Source organism: Sphingobium cupriresistens, from assembly GCF_004152865.1.
Taxonomy (GTDB): Bacteria; Pseudomonadota; Alphaproteobacteria; order Sphingomonadales; family Sphingomonadaceae; genus Sphingobium; species Sphingobium cupriresistens.
In genome coordinates, this window is sequence record NZ_SEOO01000005.1 from 83,085 (window position 1) to 109,985 (window position 26,901).

General features: G+C 65.4%; 30 protein-coding genes. 22 read left to right on the plus strand and 8 right to left on the minus strand.

The genetic code is table 11. From position 1 onward, the window contains the following. The first annotated feature begins 79 nt into the window (after window positions 1–79). The 3 genes from EWH12_RS04640 to EWH12_RS04650 all read left to right on the plus strand — a co-directional run bounded on the left by EWH12_RS04640 (window position 80) and on the right by EWH12_RS04650 (window position 1,699). On the plus strand, window positions 80–430 hold the full coding sequence (locus EWH12_RS04640; RefSeq protein WP_242495954.1) for an argininosuccinate lyase: 351 nt from the start codon (window positions 80–82) through the stop codon (window positions 428–430). A gap of 105 nt (window positions 431–535) precedes the next feature. Further along, on the plus strand, window positions 536–1,474 hold the full coding sequence (locus tag EWH12_RS04645; RefSeq protein WP_129925867.1) for a right-handed parallel beta-helix repeat-containing protein: 939 nt from the start codon (window positions 536–538) through the stop codon (window positions 1,472–1,474). Between the two features lie 30 nt (window positions 1,475–1,504). Beyond that, window positions 1,505–1,699: a hypothetical protein gene (locus EWH12_RS04650; protein ID WP_129925868.1), complete on the plus strand. Its 195-nt coding sequence runs from the start codon at window positions 1,505–1,507 to the stop codon at window positions 1,697–1,699. Here EWH12_RS04650 and EWH12_RS04655 read toward each other — a convergent pair. Then, window positions 1,696–3,093 (minus strand): helix-turn-helix domain-containing protein, encoded by a 1,398-nt coding sequence (locus EWH12_RS04655; protein ID WP_129925869.1) that lies wholly within the window; start codon window positions 3,091–3,093, stop codon window positions 1,696–1,698. The two genes, EWH12_RS04650 and EWH12_RS04655, sit on opposite strands and share 4 nt — an antisense overlap. A gap of 142 nt (window positions 3,094–3,235) precedes the next feature. On the opposite strand from EWH12_RS04655, the gene EWH12_RS04660 reads away from it, so the two are divergent. Then, complete coding sequence (locus tag EWH12_RS04660) at window positions 3,236–4,831, plus strand: isocitrate lyase (RefSeq protein WP_129925870.1); 1,596 nt, start codon at window positions 3,236–3,238, stop codon at window positions 4,829–4,831. Window positions 4,832–5,130: 299 nt separating this feature from the next. Here the strand turns inward: EWH12_RS04660 and EWH12_RS04665 are convergent, their stop codons facing one another. Beyond that, complete coding sequence (locus tag EWH12_RS04665; RefSeq protein ID WP_129925871.1) at window positions 5,131–6,939, minus strand: DUF885 domain-containing protein; 1,809 nt, start codon at window positions 6,937–6,939, stop codon at window positions 5,131–5,133. Window positions 6,940–7,167: 228 nt separating this feature from the next. Here EWH12_RS04665 and EWH12_RS04670 point away from each other — a divergent pair, with 228 nt between their 5' ends. The 8 genes from EWH12_RS04670 (at window position 7,168) to EWH12_RS04705 (ending at window position 13,772) form a co-directional block, all read left to right on the plus strand. Next, on the plus strand, window positions 7,168–7,866 hold the full coding sequence (locus EWH12_RS04670) for a glutathione S-transferase family protein (protein ID WP_129925872.1): 699 nt from the start codon (window positions 7,168–7,170) through the stop codon (window positions 7,864–7,866). An 89-nt stretch (window positions 7,867–7,955) separates the two neighbouring features. Next, window positions 7,956–9,407, plus strand: a complete 1,452-nt coding sequence (gene leuC / locus EWH12_RS04675; protein WP_129925873.1) for a 3-isopropylmalate dehydratase large subunit — start codon at window positions 7,956–7,958, stop codon at window positions 9,405–9,407. A gap of 109 nt (window positions 9,408–9,516) precedes the next feature. Further along, on the plus strand, window positions 9,517–10,128 hold the full coding sequence (leuD, locus tag EWH12_RS04680; RefSeq protein WP_066604520.1) for a 3-isopropylmalate dehydratase small subunit: 612 nt from the start codon (window positions 9,517–9,519) through the stop codon (window positions 10,126–10,128). A gap of 57 nt (window positions 10,129–10,185) precedes the next feature. Continuing rightward, on the plus strand, window positions 10,186–10,509 hold the full coding sequence (locus EWH12_RS04685) for a DUF1476 domain-containing protein (protein ID WP_066604518.1): 324 nt from the start codon (window positions 10,186–10,188) through the stop codon (window positions 10,507–10,509). 12 nt (window positions 10,510–10,521) lie between these two features. Next, window positions 10,522–10,755 carry a BolA/IbaG family iron-sulfur metabolism protein gene (locus tag EWH12_RS04690; RefSeq protein ID WP_129925874.1) on the plus strand — a complete coding sequence of 78 codons (234 nt, stop codon included), beginning with the start codon at window positions 10,522–10,524 and terminating at the stop codon, window positions 10,753–10,755. A gap of 57 nt (window positions 10,756–10,812) precedes the next feature. Beyond that, entirely contained in the window at window positions 10,813–11,142 is a 330-nt protein-coding gene (gene grxD / locus EWH12_RS04695) for a Grx4 family monothiol glutaredoxin (protein WP_066604514.1), read from the plus strand. 555 nt (window positions 11,143–11,697) lie between these two features. Continuing rightward, window positions 11,698–12,066, plus strand: coding sequence for a BlaI/MecI/CopY family transcriptional regulator (locus EWH12_RS04700; protein ID WP_066604508.1), 369 nt, complete (start codon window positions 11,698–11,700; stop codon window positions 12,064–12,066). Further along, window positions 12,063–13,772, plus strand: a complete 1,710-nt coding sequence (locus EWH12_RS04705) for a M56 family metallopeptidase (RefSeq protein WP_129925875.1) — start codon at window positions 12,063–12,065, stop codon at window positions 13,770–13,772. The genes EWH12_RS04700 and EWH12_RS04705 overlap by 4 nt, the downstream gene beginning before the upstream one ends. A gap of 15 nt (window positions 13,773–13,787) precedes the next feature. Here EWH12_RS04705 and hemW read toward each other — a convergent pair whose 3' ends face one another. Next, window positions 13,788–14,975, minus strand: a complete 1,188-nt coding sequence (gene hemW / locus EWH12_RS04710; RefSeq protein WP_129925876.1) for a radical SAM family heme chaperone HemW — start codon at window positions 14,973–14,975, stop codon at window positions 13,788–13,790. A 49-nt stretch (window positions 14,976–15,024) separates the two neighbouring features. Here hemW and EWH12_RS04715 point away from each other — a divergent pair, with 49 nt between their 5' ends. Further along, on the plus strand, window positions 15,025–15,681 hold the full coding sequence (locus EWH12_RS04715; RefSeq protein ID WP_422917715.1) for a CAP domain-containing protein: 657 nt from the start codon (window positions 15,025–15,027) through the stop codon (window positions 15,679–15,681). A 64-nt stretch (window positions 15,682–15,745) separates the two neighbouring features. Then, window positions 15,746–16,525, plus strand: coding sequence for a hypothetical protein (locus tag EWH12_RS04720; protein WP_129925878.1), 780 nt, complete (start codon window positions 15,746–15,748; stop codon window positions 16,523–16,525). 17 nt (window positions 16,526–16,542) lie between these two features. On the opposite strand, the gene rdgB is transcribed toward EWH12_RS04720, so the two are convergent. Both rdgB and rph read right to left on the minus strand, forming a co-directional pair. Continuing rightward, window positions 16,543–17,172: an RdgB/HAM1 family non-canonical purine NTP pyrophosphatase gene (gene rdgB / locus EWH12_RS04725; RefSeq protein ID WP_066604491.1), complete on the minus strand. Its 630-nt coding sequence runs from the start codon at window positions 17,170–17,172 to the stop codon at window positions 16,543–16,545. A 114-nt stretch (window positions 17,173–17,286) separates the two neighbouring features. Next, window positions 17,287–18,003, minus strand: coding sequence for a ribonuclease PH (gene rph, locus EWH12_RS04730; RefSeq protein ID WP_066604488.1), 717 nt, complete (start codon window positions 18,001–18,003; stop codon window positions 17,287–17,289). Window positions 18,004–18,146: 143 nt separating this feature from the next. Here rph and EWH12_RS04735 point away from each other — a divergent pair, with 143 nt between their 5' ends. The 6 genes from EWH12_RS04735 (at window position 18,147) to EWH12_RS04760 (ending at window position 22,677) form a co-directional block, all read left to right on the plus strand. Continuing rightward, the gene (locus EWH12_RS04735; RefSeq protein WP_129925879.1) at window positions 18,147–18,653 is read left to right on the plus strand and encodes a DUF6438 domain-containing protein; all 507 of its coding nucleotides are present in this window, start codon (window positions 18,147–18,149) and stop codon (window positions 18,651–18,653) included. 31 nt (window positions 18,654–18,684) lie between these two features. Further along, a complete protein-coding gene (gene hrcA / locus EWH12_RS04740) occupies window positions 18,685–19,728 on the plus strand; it encodes a heat-inducible transcriptional repressor HrcA (protein ID WP_066604482.1) in 1,044 nt (347 codons plus the stop codon). Beyond that, window positions 19,725–20,279, plus strand: a complete 555-nt coding sequence (gene grpE, locus EWH12_RS04745; protein WP_066604480.1) for a nucleotide exchange factor GrpE — start codon at window positions 19,725–19,727, stop codon at window positions 20,277–20,279. Before hrcA ends, grpE begins: the two co-directional genes overlap by 4 nt. 104 nt (window positions 20,280–20,383) lie before the next feature. Continuing rightward, the gene (locus tag EWH12_RS04750) at window positions 20,384–21,625 is read left to right on the plus strand and encodes a threonine synthase (RefSeq protein WP_129925880.1); all 1,242 of its coding nucleotides are present in this window, start codon (window positions 20,384–20,386) and stop codon (window positions 21,623–21,625) included. Between the two features lie 121 nt (window positions 21,626–21,746). Continuing rightward, entirely contained in the window at window positions 21,747–22,397 is a 651-nt protein-coding gene (locus EWH12_RS04755) for a PadR family transcriptional regulator (protein ID WP_129925881.1), read from the plus strand. A gap of 1 nt (window position 22,398) precedes the next feature. Further along, window positions 22,399–22,677 (plus strand): DUF2218 domain-containing protein, encoded by a 279-nt coding sequence (locus EWH12_RS04760; protein WP_129925882.1) that lies wholly within the window; start codon window positions 22,399–22,401, stop codon window positions 22,675–22,677. A 37-nt stretch (window positions 22,678–22,714) separates the two neighbouring features. Here the strand turns inward: EWH12_RS04760 and EWH12_RS04765 are convergent, their stop codons facing one another. Then, on the minus strand, window positions 22,715–23,845 hold the full coding sequence (locus EWH12_RS04765; RefSeq protein WP_129925883.1) for a M14 family metallopeptidase: 1,131 nt from the start codon (window positions 23,843–23,845) through the stop codon (window positions 22,715–22,717). After that, the gene (locus tag EWH12_RS04770) at window positions 23,842–24,459 is read right to left on the minus strand and encodes a hypothetical protein (protein WP_129925884.1); all 618 of its coding nucleotides are present in this window, start codon (window positions 24,457–24,459) and stop codon (window positions 23,842–23,844) included. The genes EWH12_RS04765 and EWH12_RS04770 overlap by 4 nt, the downstream gene beginning before the upstream one ends. A 198-nt stretch (window positions 24,460–24,657) precedes the next feature. Here EWH12_RS04770 and ykgO point away from each other — a divergent pair, with 198 nt between their 5' ends. Next, window positions 24,658–24,783 carry a type B 50S ribosomal protein L36 gene (gene ykgO / locus EWH12_RS04775; protein WP_004210176.1) on the plus strand — a complete coding sequence of 42 codons (126 nt, stop codon included), beginning with the start codon at window positions 24,658–24,660 and terminating at the stop codon, window positions 24,781–24,783. A gap of 236 nt (window positions 24,784–25,019) precedes the next feature. On the opposite strand, the gene pyk is transcribed toward ykgO, so the two are convergent. After that, the gene (gene pyk / locus EWH12_RS04780) at window positions 25,020–26,477 is read right to left on the minus strand and encodes a pyruvate kinase (protein ID WP_082679084.1); all 1,458 of its coding nucleotides are present in this window, start codon (window positions 26,475–26,477) and stop codon (window positions 25,020–25,022) included. 122 nt (window positions 26,478–26,599) lie between these two features. Here pyk and EWH12_RS04785 point away from each other — a divergent pair, with 122 nt between their 5' ends. Beyond that, window positions 26,600–26,899 (plus strand): DUF1244 domain-containing protein, encoded by a 300-nt coding sequence (locus tag EWH12_RS04785; protein WP_129925885.1) that lies wholly within the window; start codon window positions 26,600–26,602, stop codon window positions 26,897–26,899. Window positions 26,900–26,901: the final 2 nt, after the last annotated feature.

Genomic DNA, 26,901 nt, shown 5'->3' on the forward strand with positions numbered 1-26,901 from the left:
CTTGTTGCCGTATCTAGAATAAATTATGCCGTCCGATGTCGATCCTTCCGGTCGACATCGGGGGACTCCTATGAAGATCATGTCTATTGCCCTGGGCGCCTGCGCCCTGATGCTTGCCGCGCCTGCTGTCGCTGGCGACCAGGACTTCACGCTGTTCAACAAGACCGGCTATGATATCGCCGAAGTCTATGTCTCGCCCGCCAAGTCGAAAAATTGGGGCGATGACGTGATGGAGGACGAGGTGCTGGAGGACGCGCATTCCGTGCCGATCACCTTCAAGGCCAAGAACGCCATCTGCAATTACGACCTGAAGGTCATCTTCACCGACGGCGACGAAGCCTATTGGACCAATTTCGACCTCTGCACGATCAGCAAGATCCAGATTTTCTGGAACCAAAAGACGCAGAAGGCGACCGCCAAGTGGGAATGACGCGGCGTTAACGCGGGACGCCGCTTCCGTCCCGCGATGGGGCGGTTTTTCGTTAACCCTATCCGTGCGTTGGCGCATGGGGTCGGGCGTTGTAGGCCTGTCGCCATGCGCATCCTGTCCACGACTCTGCTGCTGTCCGCAGCCATCACCGCGACCGCCTTTGCCCAGGGCGGCGGCGCGCCCTTCACCGTGGCGGAAACCGGCCGCGCCTATGCGCGGCTGGGCGACGCGCTGGGCGCGATCGGCGACGGGCGCGGGACCGTGGTGGTGGCGCCCGGCGCCTATCGCCAATGCGCGGTTCAGCAGGGCGGCGACGTCACCATCCGCGCAGCGACGCCGGGCAGCGTGATATTCGATGGCGTGCCGTGCGAGGGCAAGGGCGCCTTCGTCCTGCGCGGCCGGTCCAGCACGGTCGATGGCATCATCTTCCAGAATATCCGCGTGCCTGACGGCAATGGCGCGGGCATTCGGCTGGAAAGCGGCAATCTGAACGTCAGCAACAGCCTGTTCCGCAACAGCGAGGAGGGCATATTGACCGGCGACTATGACGGCGGGCAGGTGGTCATCGACAAATCGACCTTTCGCCATCTGGGCCGCTGCGATCGCGATCTGGATTGCGCGCACGGCATCTATATCGGCCGCCTCGCCAGCCTGACCGTCACCAACAGCCGGTTCGATCAGGGCGATGGCGGCCATTATCTGAAAACCCGAACCGCCCGCGTCACCATCAGCGGCAACAGTTTCGACGACAGCGCCGGGCATCTGACCAACTATATGATCGACCTGTCCAACGGCGCGACCGGCAGCATCACGGGCAATGAAATGGTGCAGGGCAAGGACAAGGATAACTGGTCCGCCTTCATCACCGTGGCCCCTGAAGGCCGCGAACATAGCAGCGCGGGGCTGGTGATCGAGGGGAACAAGGCGGGCTTCGTGCCGGGCGTGGATCGCAACTCGACCTTCGTCGCCAATTTCACCGACGATGCGGTGCGGATCGGCGCGAACCAGCTGGCGCCCAGCATGAAGGTCAAGGATCGGCGCTGACTTGGGCGCGGCGTCGTGTAGAAGGCTGCGATGCGCAGCACCTATGACAATGCCACCGTCCGCCTCTATCATCTGGGCGATGACGGCGCGGCCCGGACCATCATGTATGGCCCTTTGAGTCAGGCGCTGCATGTCGCGGAACAGCAGTCGGTAGAGGTGCAGGACGGCCTGTTCCTCGCCACCGACAATGATGTCGTCGCCTATCTGGACCTGATCGAAAACTAACCATCCGCAAAGCCGAATGGCGTGCGGGTGCGGCGATAATCGTCGGGCAGCATGTCACGGCCGATCGGCGGAGCGGATCGGGCCATGCACTGGCTGCGGTGGCACAGGCGGCAGGTGACGCCGATTGGGGTTGGCTCCGGCGGCGGGGCGTCCTGCGTATAGATCAGGCGATGGGCATGGTCGGCCGCGCAGCAGAGCGCGATGGCGCGTTCGACCCGTGGCGCCCCCCAGCCCCCCCCGCCCGCCGTCACCGTGCGCGCGATCGAGAAGAAGCGCTGGCCGTCGGGCAGTTCCAGCCATTGCGTCACCACCTCGCGCGGGGTTTCGAACACGCGATGCACCGACCAGAGCGGGCAGGAGCCGCCATGGCGGGCGAAGGGAAAGCCCGCGCCGTCCAGCCGCTTGGAGACGTTGCCGGCCGGATCGACGCGCAGGAAGAAGAAAGGAACACGCTCCTGCCCCGGTTTCTGCAATGTGGTCAGGCGATGGGCGGTCTGTTCGAAACTGGCGCCGAACTGACGGGCCAGCGCCTCCACATCGTAGCGCCGCGCCTCGACCGCCTTGGCGAAGGCGGTATAGGGCATCAGGATCGCGGCGGCACCATAGCTGGCGAGCGCACGGCGGGCGAGGCGGCGGCCGCTTTCGCTGGCGAACTGGCCGTCCTTCAGGATCGCGTCGAAGCTCTTGCGCATGTCCAGATAGGCGATCTGGAGAGCAAGTTGGAAGGATGAACTCGCGCTGTCGAGCGTGTCGTCCAGCAGCACCGCGTCGCGATGCCGGTCCAGCCGCCGCATCGATCCGGCCATGACGTCGGAGGGCAGGCGGCGGACGCGGAGATTGTGGCGCGCCTTGAGCCAGGCGATGAGGCCGCCTTCGGCCTCTGCCTCCGTCGCCAGTTTCTCCGCCGCGTCGTCCAACAGGGGGAAGCTGTTGCGGCGGGCGGCGAGGAAGCGGCGCGATTCGGCGACGGGATCGGCGACATCCTCCTGCGGTTCCGTGTCCGCCCCCCGATCCGCCAGCGCCAGATGCTCCTCGCGATAGCTGGTGTAGAGGCGCAGCAGCGCTTCGGTGATGCCGGGATAATTGACCGCCACATCCCCGGTCGCCAGTTGCGGTAGGTCGATGTCCGCAAACATCGGGTCTTTGAGCACGGCCTGGAGCCGCGCGGTCTGTTCCGCGCCGCCGTCGCCCGCCACCTCCGCCATGTCCAGCTTGTAGGTGCGCGCCAGCCGCAACAGCATGTCGGCGGTCAGGGGGCGCTGGTTGCGTTCCAGTAGGGCCACATAGGAGGCGGAAATGTCGAGATCGGCGGCCATGTCGGCCTGGGTCAGGCCCAGTTCACGCCGCAGCCGCCGCAGTCGCGGCCCCATATAGACGGGACGATCCTTGGCCATGACTCATGCTCCTGTGCAGGCTTTACAACTTTACAGCAGATTTTTGTAAAGATCGACAACTGAACTTCAGGAGGACTGCCGCGCTGCGCAAGGGGGGCGTAGGCGAGGGGCAACAGCTCACCGACCGCAAGGACAACGGCCCATGACCTATCAGGACAATATCGCAAAGGCGCAGAGCCTCATCGGCAGCCACCCCGGCACGTGGGACGGCATCAACGCCGAATCCGTCGCCCGCATGAAGCTCCAGAACCGCTTCAACACCGGCCTCGACATCGCCAAATATACCGCTGGCATCATGCGCCGCGACATGGCCGCCTATGATCTGGACCCGGCCAACTACACCCAGTCGCTGGGCTGCTGGCACGGCTTCATCGGTCAGCAGAAGCTGATCGCGATCAAGAAGCATTTCGGCACGACGAAGCAGAAATATCTGTATCTGTCCGGCTGGATGGTCGCCGCGCTGCGCAGCGATTTCGGGCCGCTGCCCGACCAGTCGATGCATGAAAAGACCAGCGTCGCCGCGCTGATCGAGGAACTCTACACCTTCTTGAAGCAGGCCGACGCCCGCGAACTGGGCATGTTGTTCCGCGATCTCGACAAGGCGCGCGAGTCTGGTAACGAAGTCGAGGCGCAGCGCCTGACCCATGCCATCGACAATTTCGAAACCCATGTCGTCCCCATCATCGCGGATATCGACGCGGGCTTCGGCAATGCCGAGGCGACCTATCTGCTCGCCAAGAAGATGATCGAGGCGGGCGCCTGCGCGCTTCAGATCGAAAACCAAGTCAGCGACGAAAAACAGTGCGGTCATCAGGACGGCAAGGTCACGGTGCCGCATGAAGACTTTCTCGCGAAGGTCCGTGCGTGCCGCTACGCCTTCCTGGAACTGGGCGTCGATGATGGCATCATCGTCACACGCACCGACTCGCTGGGCGCGGGCCTGACCAAGCAGATCGCGGTCAGCAAGGAAGCAGGCGACATTGGCGACCAGTATAACAGTTTCCTCGATTGCGAGGAGATCGACCCGGCGACGGCGAAGAATGGCGACGTCATCCTGAACCGCGACGGCAAGCTGCTGCGCCCCAAGCGCCTGCCCAGCAACCTGTTCCAGTTCCGCGAAGGTACGGGTGCGGATCGGTGCGTCCTCGATTGCATCACCTCGCTCCAGAACGGCGCGGACCTGCTGTGGATCGAGACGGAAAAGCCGCATATCGAACAGATCGCGTCGATGGTCGACCGCATCCGGGAAGTCATCCCCAACGCCAAGCTGGTCTACAACAATTCGCCCAGCTTCAATTGGACGCTGAACTTCCGCCAGCAGGTCTATGACGCCTGGGTCGAAGCCGGCGAGGATGTCAGCGCCTATGACCGGGCGAAGCTGATGAGCGCGGACTATGACGCGACGGAATTGGGCCGCGAAGCAGACGAGAAGATCCGCACCTTCCAGAAGGATGCGGCGGCGCGGGCGGGGATTTTCCACCACCTCATCACCTTGCCGACCTATCATACGGCGGCGCTCAGCACCGATAACCTGGCCAAGGACTATTTCGGCGAAGCCGGGATGCTCGGCTATGTCGAGGGCGTCCAGCGCAAGGAAATCCGCCAGGGCATCGCCTGCGTGAAGCATCAAAATATGAGCGGCAGCGATATTGGCGACGATCATAAGGATTATTTCGCTGGGGAAGCAGCGCTCAAGGCCGGTGGCGCACACAACACGATGAACCAGTTTGCGGCCTAGCAATCATATACTCCGTTCGCCCTGAACGAAGTCGAAGGGTTCAACCGAGCGGAGCGAGGCGCCTTTGCTTCGCTCCGGCAAGGGCTTCGACTTCGCTCAGCCTGAACGGATATTGAGGAGCATAGGAAGTGCAATTTGCGGCGTGCCGGCCGCAAGAAAAGCCAAAGCGCGGGGGCTTCGACACCGCCTCGCGATTTGGATGGAAGAAACTGGACGACCCGGCGGCGCACCGCCGGGTCGTTTTTTTGTGTTTTCCAAGGAATGCGTGTTCCCACTTGGCAGGAACACCTGTGTATATGTTAAGCGACCCCCATCCGCTGCCGCACCGTCTGCTTCAAGATGTCGAGCGGCATCGCGCCCAGCGTCAGCACATCATGGAAGGCCTTGAGGTCGAACCTGTCGCCCTGCGCCTTCTTCACCTCGTCGCGCAACTGCGTCCACACGGTATGGCCGATCTTGTAGCTGCACGCCTGGCCCGGCCAGACGGTATAGCGGTCGATCTCCCCCTGGCTGCGGCCGCGCGCGATGCCGGTGGTGGCGATCAGGTAATCGGTCGCCTTTTCCCGGCTCCAGCGCTTGGCGTGCATCCCGCTGTCCACCACCAGACGGGTGGCGCGGAACAGGAGCGACTGGAGATAGCCGACCTGGCCCAGCGGATCGCCTTCATACATGCCCATTTCGTCGGCCAGTTGCTCCGAATAGAGCGCCCAGCCTTCGGAATAGCCGCTATAGCCGCCGCGCCGCCGGATCATGGGAATGGCATCGGATTCCAGCGCCACCGATACTTGCAGATGATGGCCCGGCACCGCTTCATGATGGGTCAGCGTCGCCAGCCCGAATTTGGGCCGGTCGAACGTGTCGCGCAGGTTGATATAATAGATGGCCGGCCGCGATCCGTCGAGCGAGGCGTTCTGATAATAGCCGCCCGGCGCGCCCGCCTGGATCGTCACCGGCACGCGGCGCACCTCGACCGGCGCCTTGGGCACGGTGTTGAAGGCTTCGCCCAGCCGCGCCTGCATCGCCTTGATCTGGGTGTTGAGCTGCGCCAGCAGCGCCTCGCGACCCGGATCGGTGTTGGGGAAGAGCTGATCGGGGCGTTTGTTGAGCGCGACCAGCCGGTCGCCGACTGTGCCCTGGCTCATCCCCTGGCCTTTCAGGATCGCGTCGATCCGGCCGCTGATCTGCGCGACCTGATCCAGGCCCAGTTGGTGAATGTCATCGCCCGTCAGCTTGGTCGTGGTCGCGGCCTCAGCGGCGGCGGCGTAGAAGGCCTCGCCATCGGGCAGACGCCAGCAGCCGGCGTCATGGCTGGCCTTGGCGCGTAGCTGCTGCACCAGCGCGCGCTGGCGGTCGACGGCGGGGAAGATTTTCTCGGCGACGATCTTTTCCGCCTGGGCGGCGCGTTCGGGCGGCAGGCCGGCGGCGGCGAGCTTCTTGACGAAACTGGCGACGAGGACCGTCTGCGCGGCGGGCTGATCGCGCAGCGCCGCCTGCATCTTCATCGTCGTGTCGAGGATATAGTCCGGCGCGAACACGCCCTTGGCCGCGTCCGTCTTTTGCCGGGCCAGTTCGCCGTCCATCGCGGCGGGGAAGGCTTCCAGACGGGCGAGATAGGCGTCGGCGTCGGCCGCGTCCTTCACCCGATGCTGCGAATCGAGGAAGTCGGGAATTTCGCGATAGCTGCCGGTCAACTGGCTGAGGATATAGGGCGCATAGCGGCCCGCCGTTTCGCCATAGCCGAAGCGTTCGCCGCTAACGGCGCGGTCGAGTTGATAGGCGACGACGTCATAGTCGAGCTGGCTGGCCTGGCTCAGCTTGGCGCGATCGACGCTGGCCAGCCGCTTCGCCTGCGCCTTGGTGCGGGCGAGGTCGCGGGCCGCGCCGGCGGCGCTGGTGTCGGACAGCTTGCCGCGCAGCGCCGCGCGCGCGCCGGTGTCGAGGCCGAGGCGCGTCGCCTGTTCGGGCGATTCGGCGAGCCGGGCGTAGAAGAAATCGTCCAGCATCGCGCGGAAACGGGTGTCGGCTCCGCCTGCCTGCGCAAAGGCGCTGGGGGTGGCGGCGGCGATGGCGGTGGCGCCGCTGGTGGCGAGGAATTGGCGTCGGTTCACGACAAAATGCTCCATGGATCAAGGGAGGGCGGCAAGGGGGCGCCGCCCGCGATGAGGCCTTGTGCCGCGATGAGAAGGGCTTGGCTAGGGTTCAACGTCATGTGATCCCGCGCAGGCAGGAGCACGGAGTTTGCATAAGCCCAGCTTGTAAGCTGCACGGATCGTTGCAGCTGTTTCGCCGCCACCCGATACGCTAAAAAGCGCGCACCTTGCACAGGGAGGAACCGCATGGCCTACACGCTCATCACAGCCAATCGTAATTACAGCAGTTGGTCGCTGCGCCCCTGGGTGCTGATGACGGCGCTGGGCATCGCGTTCGAAGACCGGATCGAGCCGTTCGCGTCCGCCACCAACTATGCGGCGTTCCGCAGTTTCTCGCCGACCGGACAGGTGCCGGCGCTGATCGACAGGGCCAATGGGGAAGAGCGCACCATCTGGGATTCGCTCGGCATCATCCTCTATCTGGCGGACCGCCATCCTGGCGTCTGGCCGGCGGACGAGGCTGCGCGCGCTTTTGCCCAATGCGCTGCGGCGGAAATGCACAGCGGCTTTTCGACCTTGCGCAACGACTGCACCATGAATGTGGGCGTGCGCGTCGAGCCGCATGTCCAATCGCCCGCGCTGGGCCGGGACATCGCCCGCCTGCGGGAATTGTGGGAGCAGGGGTTGGACCGGTTCGGTGGTCCCTTCCTCGCCGGCAGCAGCTTCACCGCAGTCGATGCCTTCTATGCGCCGGTGGCGTTCCGCGTGCGCACCTATGGGCTGGATGTCGGCCCGCAAGCACAAGCCTGGGTCGATCATATGCTGGCCCATCCCGCCATGCTCCGGTGGGAGCAAGCGGCGCTGGCGGAAAGCTGGCGTGAGGACAGCCATGAGGCGGAGATGGGCGCGGCGGGCAGGATCATCGCGGACTATCGGGCGGTGTAACATTCTTGCCCGCCTGATGGCGAAAACAGGACAAATCGGTCGCTCACCCCCTTTCCCGATCGCCCCGACGGGTCTAGGGGGTGAGGACTATGGTCAAAGCTCGCACCCTCTACGAAAAGATCTGGGACGCGCACGTCGTCGAACGGCGTCCCGATGGCACCTGCCTCATCTATATCGACCGCCACCTCGTCCATGAAGTGACGAGCCCGCAGGCGTTCGAAGGGCTACGCCTCGCCGGCCGAAAAGTGCGCCGGCCCGATCTGACGCTGGCCGTGCCGGACCATAATCTGCCCACCACGCCGCGCCGCGACGCGGATGGCAAGCGCATCCCGATCGCCGATCCCGAAAGCGCCCAGCAACTGGCCGCGCTGGAGCGCAATGCGCCGGAGTTCGGCGTGCGCCTGATCGGCGACGCCGATGCGGAACAGGGCATCGTCCACGTCATCGGGCCGGAACAGGGCTTCACCTTGCCCGGCACCACGCTGGTCTGCGGCGACAGCCATACGTCCTCGCACGGCGCGCTGGGCGCGCTGGCCTTTGGCATCGGCACGTCGGAGGTCGAGCATGTGCTGGCCACCCAGACGCTGCTGCTCAAGCAATCCAAGACCATGGCCGTCGTGGTCGATGGCGTGCTGGCGCCCGGCGTCACCGCCAAGGATGTCGCGCTGGCCATTTGCGGCACGATCGGCACGGCGGGCGGCACCGGCTATGTCATGGAATATCGGGGTTCCGTGTTTCGCGACATGTCGATCGAAGGTCGCCTGACCGTCGCCAACATGTCGATCGAGGCGGGCGCGCGGTCGGGCCTGTTCGCGCCGGACGAGAAAACCTTCGCCTATATCGAGGGCCGCCCGATGGCGCCCAAGGGCGCGGATTTCGAGGCGGCCGTCGCCTATTGGCGCACGCTGCATACGGACGAGGGCGCGGTGTTCGACAAGACCGTGGTGATCGACGCCGCCGACATCGTGCCCAACGTCACCTGGGGCACCAGCCCGGAGGATGTCGTCGCCGTGACGGGCGTGGTGCCCGATCCGTCGAGCTTCGCCGATCCGTCCAAGCAGGCGGCGGCGCAGAAGTCGCTCGACTATATGGGGCTGACGGCAGGGCAAAGACTCGCCGACGTCGCCATCGAACATATTTTCATCGGCAGCTGCACCAACAGCCGGATCGAGGATCTGCGCGCCGCGGCGTCGCTGCTCAAAGGCCGCCATATCGCGGCGGGCATCAAGCACGCCATGGTCGTGCCCGGTTCCGGCCTGGTCAAGCGCCAGGCGGAGGAAGAAGGGCTGGACCGCGTCTTCCTCGACGCCGGTTTCGAATGGCGCGAGCCGGGTTGTTCGGCGTGCCTGGGCATGAACCCGGACAAGGTGCCCGCGGGCGAACGCTGCGCTTCGACCAGCAACCGCAATTTCATGGGCCGCCAGGGGCCGGGATCGCGCACCCATCTGGTGTCGCCCGCCATGGCGGCGGCGGCGGCCATCACCGGGCGGCTGACCGATGTGCGCGAATTGCTGAATAACAAAGAGGGTGTGGTCGCATGAAGAAGATTTTCTGGCTGCTGACGCTGGGCGCACTGGCCAGCGCCGCCATGGCCGCGACCCTGGGCCGGGCCGAAGACACGCCGGCCGCCGAGGCGAAGAAGGTTCACTAATGGACAAGCTGACGACCGTCGACGGCCGGGCCTATCCGTTCGGGATGAAGAATGTCGATACCGACATCGTCATCCCGGCGCATTGGCTCAAGACGATTTCGCGCAGCGGCCTTGGCAAGGGCGCGTTCGAAGTGCTGCGCAAGGAACCGGGCAACGTCTTTGACGATCCCGCCTATGTCGGCAGCCCGATCCTGATCGCGGGCGACAATTTTGGCTGCGGGTCCAGCCGCGAACATGCCGCCTGGGCGCTCGGCGACCTCGGCATCAAGGTGGTGATCGCGCCCAGCTTCTCCGACATTTTCTCTGGAAACGCCTTCAAAAACGGCATCTTGACCGTGGTGCTGCCGCAGGCGGCCATCGACCGGCTGATGGACGTCGCCAAAGGCGTGAACGGGACGCCCGATCCGATCCATATCGATCTGGAATCGCAGACCGTCACCACGCAATTTCAGGATCGCTTCACGTTCGAAATCGATCCCTTCCGCAAACATTGCCTGTTGGGCGGGCTGGACGAGATCGGTCTGACTCTGGACCAGTCGGATCTGATCGGCGGCTATGAGGCGAAACAGGCGCAGGATCGCCCCTGGATCGTGCCCGCGGCCGTTGCGTAACGACGCGCTTCTGCCTATCTTTCCTAACCAGACGGCATTTCAACGGGGCTTTGACGCATGACCACCTTCGACGATCGCGAACGGGCGTTCGAAAATATGTTCGCCAACGATCAGGAACTGCAGTTCCGCATCCAGGCGCGCCGCAACCGCCTGCTGGGCGAATGGGCTGCCGTGAAGATGGGCCTGACCCCGGAAGAAACCGACGCTTATGCCAAGGCGGTCGTGCAGGCCGATTTCGAGGAAGCGGGCGACGAGGATGTCATCCGCAAGCTGGTGGGCGACATGACGTCGGCCGGGATCGACATCGATGAAGCCGGCGTGCGCGCCGCGCTGGACGAGCAGGCGGTGATCGCCCGCCGCATGTTCATCGAAGCCCAGTAAGGCCACGATCCCATGCCGATGGCCGCCGACGATATTGCGGACATGATCCGCATCGCGATTCCGGATGCTGAGGTCGAGATTACCGACCTGGCCGGGGATGGCGATCATTATGCGGCGAAAGTCGTGGCGGAAAGCTTTCGCGGCATGAGCCGGGTCGCGCAGCAGCGCGCCGTCTATGCGGCGCTGGGCGGACGCATGGGCGGCGTGCTGCACGCCTTGCAACTGACCACCGCCGTTCCCAACTAATCCTTCGATAGATTTGCGCTCCGCGGACGGGGCGCCAGACAGGACTGGACCTTAGACATGACCGACGCCGTGCATCAGCGGATTGCCGAACTTGTGGGCGCCCATGACGTGGTGCTGTTCATGAAGGGCACGCCGCTCTTCCCGCAATGCGGCTTTTCCAGCCGCGCCATCGCGATCCTGGAACATCTGGGCGTCGCCTATGACACGGTCGACGTGTTGCAGGACCAGGCTGTGCGGCAGGGCATCAAGGCCTTTTCCGACTGGCCGACCATCCCCCAGCTTTATGTGAAGGGCGAATTCGTCGGCGGCAGCGACATCATGATGGAAATGTACGAGGCTGGCGAATTGCAGCAGTTGATGACCGACCAGGGCGTCGCCGCCAGTTAAGCGGGGCTGGGTCTGACGGTTTGCGAAGGGCGGTCCGGGTTCGGGCCGCCCTTTTTTGTTGCTTTGAGTGGCTGTCCGCCATTCCCCTTCCGCTTGCGGGAGGGGCAGCGAGACTTGCGCGCGAAGCGCGTTAGTCGCAGCGCGGTGGGCTGTTGCGACGTCCTGCCCACCCCCTAACTCCCTCCCGCCAGCGGGGGGGGGGGACATGTCCGATTCTGGTCGCACCCAGTCACATCGAGACCATGGTCGAGGATAAGGGAGAAGCACCACCGGGTGGGGGATGCTGGCGGAGACGGCCTGCATCCCCCGATAGGTAAACGGTGGGAACGCGACCAATGTCGCAATGACTGTGCCACAATGGTGCGTTTGCAGGAAAGCGCGGGTTCCAAAGGTTAACGCCTCGACCGCCTTCATCCGCTTTGTCAAATTTTCCGACATATCGCGCCTTTTCAACGCGAAGTGTGACGCTCCACCGCTGCGAACGCCCATTGACTACATCCGTAATCGATGCGATTACATCTGTGGTTGTTAAATATGCGAGTCGGGTGAGGCCAGGTGACTGAGAAGATCAGCGAAGCGGAACTGGTGGTGATGGAGGCGTTGTGGGAAACCGCGCCGCAGACCGCCAATGACGTGTCGGATCGGGTCGCCGCCGACCGCGACTGGAGCCTGCAAACGGTCAAGACCTTGCTGTCGCGGCTGATGGCCAAGGATATCATCGCCGCCGACCAGGATGGCCGCCGCTTTCTCTATCGCCCGATGGTGGCGCGCGACGATTATGTCGCGGGCGAATCCGGGCGGCTGGTGAACCGGCTGTTTGGCGGGCGGGTGTCGCCGCTGGTCGCCCAGTTGGCGCAACAGGATCAATTGACGGCGGACGATATCGCCGAGCTTGAGGCCATCCTGAAGGGGTTGAAATCATGAGCGTCTGGCTGGCCGAAACGCTGATCGCCACCACTTTGCTGATGGCGCTGGTCATGTTGTTACGGCGGCCGGTGGCGCGCTGGCTGGGCGCGGGGGCGGCCTATTGGCTCTGGGCGCTGCCGCTGGCGCGGATGTTGCTGCCGACGCTACCGGGCGACGTCGATCCCTCGCCGTTGCATGTCGCGGTCGATCAGGTCGGCCTGCCGGACCTGCTGACGGTCGCGCCCGCCGCATCTGTCGCCGAGTCCACGCCGTCCTTCCCCTGGATGGAGATCGGCATCGGCCTCTGGTTCGTCGGGCTGGTCGCTTTCCTGGCGGTGCAGGCCGTGGGCTATGCGCGGTTCCGCCGCCATATGCTGGATGGCGCGACGCCGATCGGGGAGGAGGGGCGCATCCGCCTCATCACCAGCCCCCATGCCTCCGGGCCGCTCGCCTTCGGGGTGTTGCGCCCCTATATCGTGCTGCCCGCCGATTTCGCGCTGCGCTATGACGCGCAGGAACAGGATATGGCGATCGCCCATGAACGGGCGCATCATGAGCGCGGCGACCTGGCCGCCAACATGATCGCGCTGCTGCTGCTGGCGGTGCATTGGTGCAATCCGGTCGCATGGATCGCCTATCGCGCCTATCGCGCCGATCAGGAAACCGCCTGCGACGCGCGCGTCCTCTCGCTCTACGGCCGCGACCAGGCCCATGCCTATGGCCGCGCCATCTTGAAGGCGGCGGGCGGCCGGCAATTTGCAGGCGCCTGCCATCTCACCCGTATCACGACGTTGAAAGGGAGGCTGAAAATGCTGTCCAACCATGATGTTTCGCTTCAGCGTATCAGTTGGGGCATGGCCGCCGTCGCGGTTGTCACCGCCGCAGGGTTGGCGCTCACCGCATCGGGCAGCCGCGCCGCGCAGCAGATGGCGGCGATCACTGACAAGGTGGAAGGCGCCGACTTCGCCAAATTGTCCAATCTGGTGTCGCAGCCCGTAGCGGCGACCGTACCGACACTGGCCGAAGGTGCCGCGATCCCTGCTGTGCCAGCCGTCCCGGCGGCCAGCGCGGCCGATGATGCATGGCCCTCGCCAGCGCCCATGGCCCCGCCCGCGCCGATCGTGCCCGCCGCCGACATGATCGCCCCGGTGCCGCCCGCGCCGCCGGTGCCCCCCGTCGTGCGCAATGAAAAGGGTCGGATGACCGTCACCCATGCCGACGGTCGTGTCGAAACGCACCGTATCCCGACGAAGGCGGACATCGCCCGGATGGTGCCGGTGGTCGATGTGCGCGAAGGTTGCGATGGCGGCAGGGACGCCACCACCCGCCGCGAAAGCGTGGACGCCAATGGCCGTCGCCATATCCGGGTGCGTATCTGCAACGCGGCGATCGAGCGGGCAGCCCAACGCTCCGCCGACATGGCCGGGATGCAAGCCGATCGCGCCGCGCGGCAGGCGGATATTGCCGAGGCCCGCGCCGAACGGGCGGCCCGCCGTTCCGAGCAGGCGGCCGACCTTCAGGCGGACCGGGCGGAGCGGCAGGCCGACATCGCCGAAGTCCGCGCCGAACGCGCCGCGCGTTCCGACCATGTTGCGGCGCTGAATGGCCTGCGCACCGCGCGGGGTCAGATCGCCCGCAACACGTCCATGCCTGGCTATGCCCGCGCGCAGGCGCTGCGCGAAATCGACCAGTCGATCGCGGAACTGCGTAACGACCAGCCCTGATATTACCGAGCGGCCCTAGACCGCCACCACTTCGGGCAGGATGGCGTCGAGCAGCAACATGCCGGCCGGGGCCACCTGCAACCGGCTGCCGGTCAGGCGGATGAGGGCGAGGTCGGCGAGTTGGTCGATCGCTCGTTCGTCGACCAGCCGGTCGGGCTTGATCCCCGACGCGGCGGCGATGCGGGCCAGATCGACGCCTTCGCCCAGCCGCAATCCCATCAGCAGCGCCTCGCGCGCCCGGTCCTCGCCCGACAGCGGCTCTTCGCGCTGGAGGCCGTGACCGTTGCGGCCGACCGCGCCCATCCAGTTTTCGGGCTTCTTGTGGCGCATCGTCGCCATGCCGCCGCGGCGGCCATGCGCGCCCGGCCCGATTCCGGCATAGTCGCCATAGCGCCAATAGGTCAGGTTATGGCGGCTTTCCTGGCCCGGTCGGGCGTGGTTGCTGATCTCATAGGCCGGGATGCCGGCCGCGCCGGTCATCGCCTGCGTCAGTTCATACAGGGTCGCGCCATGGTCCGGGTCGGCGGGCGTCAGCTTGCCCTGCGCGACCAGCGTGGCGAAGCGCGTGCCCGGTTCGATCGTCAGTTGATAGAGCGAGAGATGGCCAGTGCCGAAGGACAAGGCGCGGGCCAGTTCGGCCTGCCAGTCCGCCTCGCTCTGGCCGGGGCGGGCATAGATGATGTCGAAGCTCACCCGGTCGAACACGGCCTGCGCGGTGTCGAGCGCAGCCAGTCCCTCCGTCACGTCATGGGCGCGGCCGAGGAAATGCAACGCCTCATTGTCGAGCGCCTGCAGGCCAAGCGAGGTGCGGTTGACCCCGGCGGCGGCCAGATCGGCGAAACGCGCCGCCTCGACCGAATTGGGATTGGCCTCCAGCGTGATTTCTATGTCGGGGGTGAAGCCCCAATGGTCCTGCGCCGCGTCGATCAGCGTTTCGACCAAAGCAGGGGGCATCAGCGAGGGCGTGCCGCCGCCGAAGAAGATGGAGGAAAGCCGCCGCCCCGCGGTCAGCGCCGTCTCATGCGCCATGTCGGCCAAAAGCGCAGCGCGCCACGCATCGATGTCCACGCCATCGCGGACATGACTGTTAAAATCGCAATAGGGACATTTGGATACGCAAAATGGCCAGTGGATATATAAGGCTTGGGCGTCTGCCGGCACGCAAGCAGGGGCCGGCGGATTTTGGGGGGAATGAGACGACATGGCTGGGGGCAGCCCTAAAGCGTTTTTGCGCCCTTCGCTATGGGCAGCGATGCTGCCGGTTCTTCTGGCGACGGCGAGCGGCGCGCAGGCGGCGAGCGATAGCGACGGGCGCGCGCCCAAGGCGGGCGCCGCGATCGCGGTGATGTCAGCCGCCTATTATGGCATGGCGGAGGCCGCGCGGAGCGATAGGCTGCTGCGCGCGGCGATGCTGGACGCGCATAATGGCGAGCGGGCCTCGTTGGGTCTGCCGCTGCTGGACTGGGACCAGGCGCTGGCGACCGATGCGGCGCGTTACGCCGGGGAGATGGCGCGCAGCGGCGTTTTCCGCCATTCGCCGCGGGCCGGCCGAGCCATCCCCAGCGGCGAAAATCTGTGGATGGGGCCGCGCCGTCTCTACGATTATCAGGTCATGGTGGGATCGTTTCTGGAAGAGAAGCGCTTCACGCGAATTGCAGGCAAGTTGCCCGACCTCAGCAGCGCCGGGCGCTGGCAGGATGTCGGCCATTATACCCAGATGATCTGGCGCGGCACGCGGAAGGTCGGCTGCGCGCTGGGCGAAGGGACCAATGCCGATTATCTGGTGTGCCGCTATTTCCCGGCCGGCAATGCGTTCGGGCGCGGGCCGATGGATGCGGACGATGAACCCGCTCCGCCGACGGCAGGCACGCCGGGCGCGCAGACCCAGGCGGCGAGCGCAGCGCCATAGGCGGTATGGATATTTCTCCCGGGGGCGCGCATTGGACAGGGCATGTCGCCAAAAGGAGAAGAGGATGCGCATCGCTCTGCTGTCATGGACCCTGTCGGGTTGTGCGCTGATCGGGCTGGCCGGGTGTGGCGCGCCGACGCCGCCCAAGGCGGAGGGCGGGTCCGACAACGCCGCTATCTCCGCCCCCGCCGTGACCAGGGTTGCGCCGGACAATGGGGCGCAGACGCCCATTCCCGATGCGGCGTCGGCGGCTGACGCAGCGGCGCCCGCTGCGCCGCTATCCTGCGCGGCGGATATCGGGTCGGCCGCGGCGGCCAAGCGAGTCGCCATCTGCCGCAACGTGTCGCCCGCCACCCACCCGCCCTGCAATGCCGCCAATAGCTGCGCCATGATCGAGGATGAGATTGCGCGCAGCTGCGCCCTGTTCGACGGTCAGGGCGACTCGATGCCGGAATGCGATCCCGCGCCCAAGAGCATGGCGGCGGCCGTGGCGGTCGTGCAGCGTTATTATTCCGCGCTCAACGCCCGCGACTATGGCGTGGCCTGGGCGCAATGGGGCGAAAATGGCCCGCCCAACCAGACGCTGGACAAGTTTCAGGCGGGGTTCGCTGGCACCCGATCGACGCGGGTGACGATCGGCCAGCTGGAGCCGGGCGATGGCGGCGCGGGATCGATCTACCAGACGGTGCCGGTGACGGTCGATTCGCAATTGCAGGACGGCACGCGCCAGCGTTTCGTCGGCGACTATGTCGTGCGGCGGGTCAATGATGTGGACGGCGCGTCGCCTGCCCAATTGCGCTGGCATATCGGGCAGGCGAAGCTGAAGGCGGCGCCGACGCGATGAAATGGCGCCACTCTTGATCAGAAAACCGCGGCCACCAGTTTTTCGAAGGCCTTGGCGCGGTGGCTCATGGCGTGCTTGGCGTCCGGGTCCATCTCGCCGAAGCTGACGTCATGACCGTGCGGCATGAACATGGGGTCATAACCGAAGCCCTTGTCGCCACGCGGCGGCCAGACCAGCGCGCCGTCGATCCGCCCCTCGAACGCTTCGACATGACCATCGGGCCAGGCGAGGGCAAGGGCGCAGACGAAATGGGCGTCATGGCCGGCGTCCGGGCCCTTGGCCTCGATCCCGTCCCACACCTTGCGCATGGCGAGGTCGAAATCCTTGGTCGGGCCAGCCCAGCGCGCGGAAAAGAGGCCGGGGTCGCCGCCCAGCGCCTCGACGCACAAGCCGCTGTCGTCAGCCAGCGCGGGCAGGCCCGATAGGTCGGCCGCCTGCATCGCCTTCAATTCCGCATTGGCGATGAAGGTGGTGCCCGTTTCCTCCGGTTCGGGCAGGTCCAGGCTCGCGGCCGAAATCGGTTCAATCCCGAATGGGCCAAGCAATGCTGCGATTTCGCGCACCTTGCCAGGATTGTGGCTGGCGATCACCAGCTTGCCGGGGGCGAGCTTGCGGATCGCCTGTTCCTGTCCGAATTGGTCGGTCATAAATTTCCCATTCGTTCCGTTCGCTTCGAGCCTGGTCGAGAAGCGGATAGCGCATCCATAGCGTTTAGCTTCGCTGAACTCGACTTCGCTCGAAACGAACGGAGGCAGATGTTGTTACCGTCCCGTCGCTACGTCCTGCGCGGCGAAAATCTTCGCGCAGCCGATGCGGGCGAGGCGGAGCAGGCGGAGCAGCTCTTCCTCGTCATAGGCGGCGCCTTCGGCCGTCGCCTGCACTTCGGCGAACTTGCCGTCGCCGGTCAGGATCAGGTTGGCGTCCGTTTCGGCATTGCTGTCCTCGGCATAGTCGAGGTCGAGCACCGGCGTGCCTTCGAAAATGCCGCAGCTGATCGCGGCGACCTTCTGGATGATCGGGTCTTCCTTTAGCGCGCCCGACGCCAGCAGCTTGTCGACCGCGATTCGCAGCGCGACCCAGCTGCCCGAAATGGCCGCCGTGCGCGTGCCGCCATCGGCCTGGATCACGTCGCAATCGACCACGATCTGGCGCTCGCCGAGCTTCTTGAGGTCCACGACCGTGCGCAGCGACCGGCCGATCAGGCGCTGGATTTCCTGCGTGCGGCCCGATTGCTTGCCCTTGGCCGCTTCACGGCTGCCGCGGGTATGGGTGGCGCGGGGCAACATGCCATATTCGGCCGTGACCCAGCCCGACCCCTTGCCGCGCAGGAAAGGCGGCACCTTCTCCTCGACCGATGCGGTGCACAGCACGCGAGTATCGCCGAAGCTGATGAGGCAGCTTCCCTCGGCATGGATGGTGAAGCCAGGCTCCATGGTGATGTCGCGCATCTGGTCGGGCGCGCGGCCGGAAGGACGCATAATTTCTACTCCGAAGCGTTCAGATGGCGGCCATCCCTGACGGATGCCGCCAATGCGCCCAAAAGCGCACTTAACAGGCCGCTTAGCGCCCGACGACGCTTCTTGCCAGTGTCACGGCGACAATTAGGCGATAAGGAGGGGGCATGGAACGCATATCGACACTCACCGCCATGCTGCTGCTGGCCGGTTGCACGGCCGCCGAACCGGGGCTGGAACCGCCCAAGGCGCCGGGCGACATCATCCGCTTCACCGCCGGGCGCTGCTTTGGCGCTTGCCCGGCCTATACGGTGCAGGTGTCGCCGGACGGGTCGGGCCTGCTGGAGCCGGAACGCTTCACATCCGTTCCCGGTCCGACGCGCTTTACCCTCACGGCGGCGCAATATCGCCGGCTCGTGACGACGCTGGCGCCGCATCGCCCGGCGGCGGGCACGGTGCGAAAGATCGCCCATGGCCAGAATTGCGATCGGTTCGCCACCGACATGCCCGGCTATGTCGTGGAATGGACCCGGCCGGGGCAGGACGCGACGCGGCTGGAATTCCAGTCGGGTTGCATGGATGCGCGCTACGGCCGATTGCGGGTCGCGCTGGCGGCGGTGCCGAAGATATTGGATGTCCAGCCCATGCTCAATCCCAAGGCGGTCACGCCTTGAGCCGGCGCCCCGGCCTGCCTAGATAAGGCGCATGTCGATAACCCCCATCTCCGAATTGAACGATCGCGCGCGCGATGTCTTTCGCGTGGTGGTGGAAAGCTATCTGGGCACCGGCCTGCCGGTCGGATCGCGCACCATCAGCAAGATCGCATCGCTCAGCCTGTCGCCGGCGTCGATTCGCAACGTCATGCAGGACCTGGAGGAACTGGGCCTGCTCGCCGCGCCACATACGTCGGCCGGGCGGATGCCGACCGAGACAGGGCTGCGCCTGTTTGTGGATGGGATGATGCAGGCGGCCGCGCCATCGGCGGAAGAACGGCGCGCGATCGAGGCCGGGCTGGTCGAAAGCGGCCCGATCGAGGAAGCGCTGTCCGCCGCCACGGCTGCGCTGTCGGGCCTATCGGCCTGCGCCGGCATCGTCATGGTGCCACGGCGCGAGCCGGTGCTGCGGCAATTTGGCTTCGTACCCTTGAATGATCGTCAGGCGCTGGCGGTGCTGGTGGGGCAGGACGGATCGGTGGAAAATCGCGTGCTGGATTTGCCGCCCGGCGTCACCCCGTCGATGCTGAACGAAGCGGCGAATTTCATGTCGGCGCGCTTTGCCGGTATGACGTTGCGTCAGGCGGGCGACCAGTTGAGCCGCGAGATGGAGACGGAGCGCAGCTTGCTCGATGGCGCGGCGCGCGAACTGGTGGAACGGGGCATCGCCATCTGGTCGCACGATGCCGACGACCGGCCGGTGCTGATCGTGCGCGGGCAGGCGCATCTGATCGATGACGGCACCGCCGCGGACCTGGAACGGGTGCGGCAATTGCTGGAGCAGCTGGAAGGCAAGCAGGAGATTTCCCGCCTGCTGGAAAGCGCGCTGGCCGGCAGCGCGACCAAAATCTTCATCGGGTCGGAAAACAAGCTCTTTTCCCTGTCGGGTTCTTCGGTCATAGCCGCGCCCTACCGTGGCGCGGACGGCCGGGTCGTCGGCGTGGTCGGCGTGATCGGCCCCACGCGCTTGAACTATGCGCGGGTGATCCCCATGGTGGACTTCACAGCACAGACGCTATCGAGATTGATGAGATGAGCGAACAAAAAGACACTATCGAAAACACCGAAGTCGTGGACGCGCTGCCGGAAGACGCCGCGCCCGCGGGCGATGCCGCCGCCGAGAAGATCGCAGCGCTGGAGGCGGAACTGGCCACCGCCAAGCAGGATATTCTCTACGCCCATGCCGATACGCAGAATGTGCGCCGCCGGCTGGAAAAGGAACTGGCCGATACGCGCGCCTATGCGGCGACCGCTTTCGCCCGCGACATATTGTCGGTCGCCGACAATCTGAGCCGCGCGCTGGCCGCCATTCCCGCCGACCTGCGCGAGGATGAGAAGTTCAAGGGGCTGGTCGTGGGCCTGGAAGCCACCGGCCGCGAACTGGACAGCGTGTTCGGCCGCAACGGCATCACGAAGATCGAATCGGTCGGCCAGCCGCTCGATCCCAACAAGCATCAGGCGATGATGGAAGTCCCGTCGGCCGACGCCGCGCCGGGCACGATCCTGATCGAGATGCAGGCCGGCTATATGATAAAGGACCGCCTGCTGCGGCCCGCCATGGTCAGCGTGGCGAAGACGCCGGAATAATCACACCGGGTTGTTTATCCCGTTCGCCCTGAGCCTGTCGAAGGGCCCCACTTTCTGAAGAGAAGGGCGGGGCTTCGACAGGCTCAGCCCGAACGGAGATTATTATGTTGCACAACTTCAACCTGACCACCGATCGTCCCACTTTCGTCACCCATTTGGAATGTTCGCTGACCGGCGAGCGTTATGCGGCGGATGAACTGCATGGGTTGTCGGCGGCGGGGAAGCCGTTGCTGGTGCGCTATGACCTTGACGGCGTGCGGGCGACACTGACCAAGGAAGCGCTTGCTGCGCGGCCGATGGACCTGTGGCGCTGGCGCGAATTGCTGCCGGTGCGGCAGACTTCCAATATCGTCAGCCTGGGCGAAAATGCGACGCCGCTGATCCCGCTGCCGCGCACCGCGGCGCGGCTGGGCGGGGCACATCTGCTGGCCAAGGATGAGGGGCGATTGCCCACCGCCTCCTTCAAGGCGCGCGGCCTGGTCATGGCGGTGTCCATGGCCAAGGAACTGGGCGTGACCCAGGTGGCGATGCCGACCAACGGCAATGCCGGCGCGGCGCTGGCCGCTTATGCCGCGGTAGCGGGGATGGAGGCGATCATCTTTTGCCCCGACGACACGCCGGAGATCAATGTGCGTGAGATCGCGGCGCAGGGCGCGCGCGTCTATCGCGTCAACGGCCTGATCGACGATTGCGGGGCGATCGTGGGGCAGGGGGCGAAGGCGCGCGGCTGGTTCGATTTCTCGACGCTCAAGGAACCCTACCGGATCGAGGGCAAGAAGACGATGGGGCTGGAACTGGCCGAACAGTTGGACTGGGAACTGCCCGACGCGATCTTCTACCCCACTGGCGGCGGCACCGGCCTGATCGGGATGTGGAAGGCATTCGACGAATTGGAGAAGATCGGCTTCATCGGTTCCAAACGTCCCAAGATGTTCGCGGTGCAGGCCGAGGGCTGCGCGCCGATGGTGCGCGCGTTCGAACAGGGCGTGGAGTTCGCCGAGCGCTGGGAGAATGCCCACACCGTCGCCATGGGTATCCGCGTGCCGCGCGCGGTGGGCGACTTCCTGATCCTGCGCGCGGTGCGGGACAGCGGCGGCGCGGCGCTGGCCGTGCCCGATGCGGCGATCATGGCGGCGGTGCGCGACGTGGCGCGCGACGACGGGTTGCTGCTCTGCCCGGAGGGCGGTGCGACGCTGGCTGCCTATCAACGGGCGCTGGACGAGGAGCTAATCGGACGGGACGAGCGGGTGGTATTGTTCAATTGCGCCAGCGGTCTGAAATATCCGTTGGAAGACCAAAGCCGCACGCTGGATCGCCACGCACCGATCGATTTCGCCGCGCTCTAGGCCAACATGCGGGCGTCTCAACGCCGCGACCACAAAAATACAATTAAGATCTATCGTAACTCTTGACGGCGAACATTTGTAAGATATATCGCAATGCATCATGACATATATGAAAGACCCAATGATGCATTTTCCTCACTCTCATCGCGGCCGCCATGGCGGTCATTACCCCGGCGCTGGCCGATTCGGTTCACCTGACGGCTTTGGTCGTGGCGGCGGGCGGGGCGGCCCGTTCGGCGGCGATCCCTTTGGCGAAGACGGTTTGCGCGGCGGCGGCCGCGGCGGTGGCGGCGGTGGTCGCCGACGGCTGTTCGACAATGAAACGCTGCGCCTGATCCTGCTGAAGCTGATCGCCGACGAGCCGCGCCATGGCTATGAACTGATCCGCGCGATCGAGGCGCTGTCGGGCGAAGCCTATGCGCCCAGCCCCGGCGTCGTCTATCCTACGCTGACTATGTTGGCGGAAATGGATCTGATCGTCGAGGAACCGCTCTTGGGATCAGGCTCAGGCAGCCGCAAGCGCTTCGCCATCACCGATGCCGGCAAGGCCCAGATCGAAGAGCGCAAGGCGGCGCTCGACCTGGCGCTGGCCCGACTGGCCGCGCTCGCCCAACGTGCCGAGCGGGTCGACGGCGCCCCGGTGCGCCGCGCGCTGCACAATCTGCGCATCGCCATCCAGCATCGCCTTGAAAAGGAAGGCGCCGATAACCAGACCATGTTCGATGTCGCGTCGTTGATCGACGAGGCTGCGAGCAAGATCGAAAGACTCTGACATGACCGTGACCGCAAACGTGCCGACCACGAACGCCAGCCGCTATCTCCAGCAGCTGTGCAAGCATTGGAGCCACAAGTTCGAGACCGATTTCAGCCCCGAACAGGGGGTCATCGCCTTCCCGATGGGGCCGATCCGCATGGCGGCGCAGCCAGAGGCGCTGGTGGTGATGCTGGAGCCGAACGCAGACGCCGATGTGGAGAAGTTCAAGCAGGTGGTCGCCGACCATCTCGACCGCTTCGCCTTCCGCGAAGCGCCGCTGCCGTTCGATTGGCGTTAGGTTGCATGTTCCCTCTTTCGCGGGAACATGTCGATCCTCAAATATCCTCGATCATCTCCGCCAGCACCGCCAGGCAATCCTTGGCGAGCTGGATCGACCGCGCCGGAGACCAGCCGAAATCGGCGTCCGGCAGGTCGTCATTATCCTTGAACGGCATCTCCAGCGTCATCGCCACCGCGCCGAAGCGTTCGGCCAGCTGGTTGGTGGACATGGACAGGTTCGCCTTGCCCGCGCCCGCCACCGGATAGCCCAGCCGCGTCTGGAAATCCGGGGTGCGCGTGGCCAGCGTGTCGCGATAGCGATGATAGAGCGCGACCTGCCGATCGGTGATCGACGGGATACCCTCAAATCCTGCGATGAATACGGCGGGAATCGCTTCGTCGCCATGCACGTCCATGGCGAAATCGACGCCGGTGTCGTCCATCGCATTGCGCGCCATCAGCACTTCGGGGCTACGCTCTGCCGTCGGCTCATGCCATTCGCGGTTGAGGTTCACGCCGACCGCATTGGTGCGCAGATGGCCGCGGCGGCTGCCGTCCGGGTTCATGTTGGGGATGATGTGGATTGTCGCCTTCTGCCGCAGCAGGCGGGCGACCGCATCCTCCTCGTCGCACAGCCGCTCCAGCGCGCCTTCCATCCACCACTCCGCCATCGTTTCGCCGGGATGTTGGCGCGCATAGAGCCAGACCTGTTTCGGCCCGTCGCCGATCGTCAGCATGTCGAGCGGCTGGCCGTCCAGGGTCAGCCCCAGTTCGCGATGATCGACGCCCGGCTGGGTCGCGGCCCAGGCGATCAGGTCGTGATGGCGCTCCATCGAATAGGGCGCGAAATAGGCGATCCATAGCGCATTGCTGTCCGGCTCCAGCCGGATCGTCAGTACGCCATCGGCATAGCTGGTGTCGGCCTGGACCCAATTGTCCCGATCTTCGCTCATTCGCGCGCTATAGCCGGCCCATCCGTCGGGATAGGCCGATCCGCCCGCGTTGACGATTCGCACTTCCACCGCGCGGCCCGCCGCGTTGGACAGCCGGAAATGGAACCATTGGTAAAAGTCGCTCTGATGATCCGTCACGATCTCCAGATCGGCGCGGACGCCGGCCGGGGTGTGGGTGATGGAGAGGACGCGAATATTGCCGCTGTCAAAGCCGCTGGAAATGTTGATGGTCATTTGACCGTTATAGTGCGCCCCGATTCACCCGGATAGCCCCCGATCAGGGCCGCGGCGAGTTTCTGTGCGGCGATCCCCGGCTGCGCGGCCGGCGTACCCTGCCGTCCTTGCGTCGACGCGCGGCCTTCCCAGATGGCGGTCGAATCGGCCCGGCGGCGCAACTGCACATGGAGTTCGGTCGTCACGATATCCTTGGGCTTGCCCGACAGGTTGATGCCGACGCCCAGGCCAAGCCCGCCGAAGGTGCCGCCGCGGCGTCCGCCGCCGCTGCCGATGCCGCCGCCCACGCCTACGCTGACCGGCTTGTCGCTGCTGCGATCGACGCCGGACGGGCGGAAGGCGCGACGGAAGCTGACCGATGCGACATAGTCGCTTGGGCCGCCGGCCGGCGCCGGCGTGAAGCCGACACGCTGGAATTCCTGCGATACCGCAGCAGCATAAGTGCGAAATTCCAGACTGATGTCCGGGTTGCCGGGCATTTCCTCCACCGCGATCGTGCCGGCGCGGGCGGGATTGTCGACATGGAAGCGGGTCACTTCCACCGGCGGAACGGCGGTCGCGCAGGCAGAAAGCGGCAGGGCAAGGCAAGCGGCGAGAATCAGGCGCTTCGACATGGGTAAACTCCAACGGGCATATGCCGTAGTAACGGCGCGGAGAGCATAATCCCCTCCAACGCGTGAAGCCACGACCTTGCTGCACGGGGGATGAACAGCGGGAAAAGAGCGCCTGCCGCCCTTGACTTTGGCCGGCCCGACCCATAGGGGCTGCGCTTCGAAATTCGACCACACCAGATTCATCAAGGGCCGTCTGCCATGAAGATCCGCAACTCGCTCAAGTCGCTCAAGGGCCGCCACCGGGACAACCGCGTGATCCGTCGTCGCGGCCGCACCTATGTTATCAACAAGACCAACCGCCGCTTCAAGGCCCGCCAGGGCTAATAGGCAGGCGCTTGTCGCCCCCCTTCGGGGCGGTGGGTCTTCATGCAATGTGGCAGGCGCCCGGTCGATGATCGGGCGCCTTTCCGCGTTGGCATGGGGTGGGTGATTCGCCCGAATCGGCCTCCTGTTACCCATCGCCGTTCGTTTCGAGCGAAGTCGAGACACGCAGGGATAGCGTTACCCGCTTCCCGACTTCGTTCGAAGCGAACGGAGGGTGTTGTCGGGGCGCGCTGCGCTCAACCCTCGTCGCGGCCCTTCAACTCGTCACCGCGAATCGCCGTGACGTGGAGCACATTGGTCGATCCCGGCGTGCCGAACGGGACGCCGGCCAGCACCACGATCTTGCCGCCCTTTTCGGTCATGCCATGGCGCAGCGCCATGCGCCGCGCCTTGCCGATCATTTCCTCGAACGTGCCAATATCCTTGGTGCGGATGGCGTGGACGCCCCAGGTCAGGCCCAGCTTGCGCGCAGTGTCGGTGCGCGGCGTCAGCGCCAGGATCGGCGCATCGGGCCGTTCGCGCGCCACGCGGCGCACAGTGCTGCCCGATGAAGTGAAGCAGGTGATGGCGCTGGCCCCCACGACCGCGACGATGTTCCCCGCCGCTTCGGCCAGCGCGTCGGCGGTGGTCGGATCGGGCTTCGTCTCGGTATAGTGGAGCCGGCCGAAATAGCCCGGATCGCGCTCGACGCTGTGGGCGATGCTGTCCATCATCGTCACCGCCTCCACCGGCCAGTCGCCCGCCGCCGTCTCCGCCGACAGCATGATCGCATCCGCCCCGTCATAGACCGCGGTCGCCACGTCCGACACTTCGGCGCGGGTGGGGGAGGGGGACTTGATCATCGATTCGAGCATCTGGGTCGCAACCACCACAGGCCGCCCCATGCGCCGCGCGGTGGCGACGATCTGCTTCTGCAGCGGCGGCACCGACTGGGGCGGCAGTTCGACGCCCAGGTCGCCGCGCGCCACCATCACGCCGTCGGCCAGTTCGATGATCTCCTCCAGTCGCTGCACGGCCGACGGCTTCTCGATCTTCGCCATCAGCGCGCCATAGCCGCCCATCAACTTGCGCGCTTCGGCCAGATCTTCGGGCCGCTGGACGAAGCTGAGCGCGATCCAGTCGCAGCCTTGGCTCATGGCGAAGCTCAGGTCGCGCCGATCTTTGTCGGTCAGCGCCGGCACCGGCACGACCACGTCGGGCACGTTCACGCCCTTGCGGTTGGACAGGGCGCCGCCGACTTCGACGATCGTGTCGATCCGGTCTTCCCCAATCGCCTTCACCCGCAGCACCAGCTTGCCATCGTCCAGCAGCAGCCGGGTTTCGGGCACCAGAGCGGCGTAGATTTCGGGATGGGGCAGGTTGACGCGGCGGGCATTGCCGGGCGTTTCGTCCCGGTCGAGGGTGAAGGCGGCGCCCGTCTCCAATATGGCCAGCCCCTTTTCGAAGGCGCCGACGCGCAGCTTTGGCCCCTGCAGGTCGCCCAGGATCGTCGTTGGCCGCTGAAATTCCTTTTCCAGCGCGCGGATGATGGCGATGCGCGCGGCATGATCCTCATGCGCGCCATGGCTCATATTGATGCGGAAGGCGTCAGCCCCGGCGATGAACAGCGCCCGGATCATTTCGGACGTATCGCTCGCAGGACCAAGGGTCGCCAGGATGCGAACCTTGCGCGAGCGGGGCGGTAACTTCGTCATGGTTTCTCCTGACCGTCATGATCGTCCCCGGCTTGGCCTTGTAGGCCTTGCCAGTGCGTCGTTATGGGTTATCCGTGCTGCACGACAGGATGATGTAGATCAGCGAAAGGTTCCTCACGCCGATGACCGACACCATAGTCACAGATGCCGTGGCCGCAACCGCCTTCCGCCGCCTGGTCGCGCATTTGCAGCACCGCACCGACGTCCAGAATATCGATCTGATGGGGCTGGCGGGCTTCTGCCGCAATTGCCTGGCCGACTGGATCGCGGAGGCGGACGGCGATCTGACGCGCGATCAGGCGCGCGAGATCATTCACGGGATGCCATTTGCGGAATGGAAGGACCGGCATCAGGGCGAGGCGACACCTGAGCAGATCGTGCGGATGAAAGAGAGTGTGGCGAAGAACGCCGACAATCACTAGGA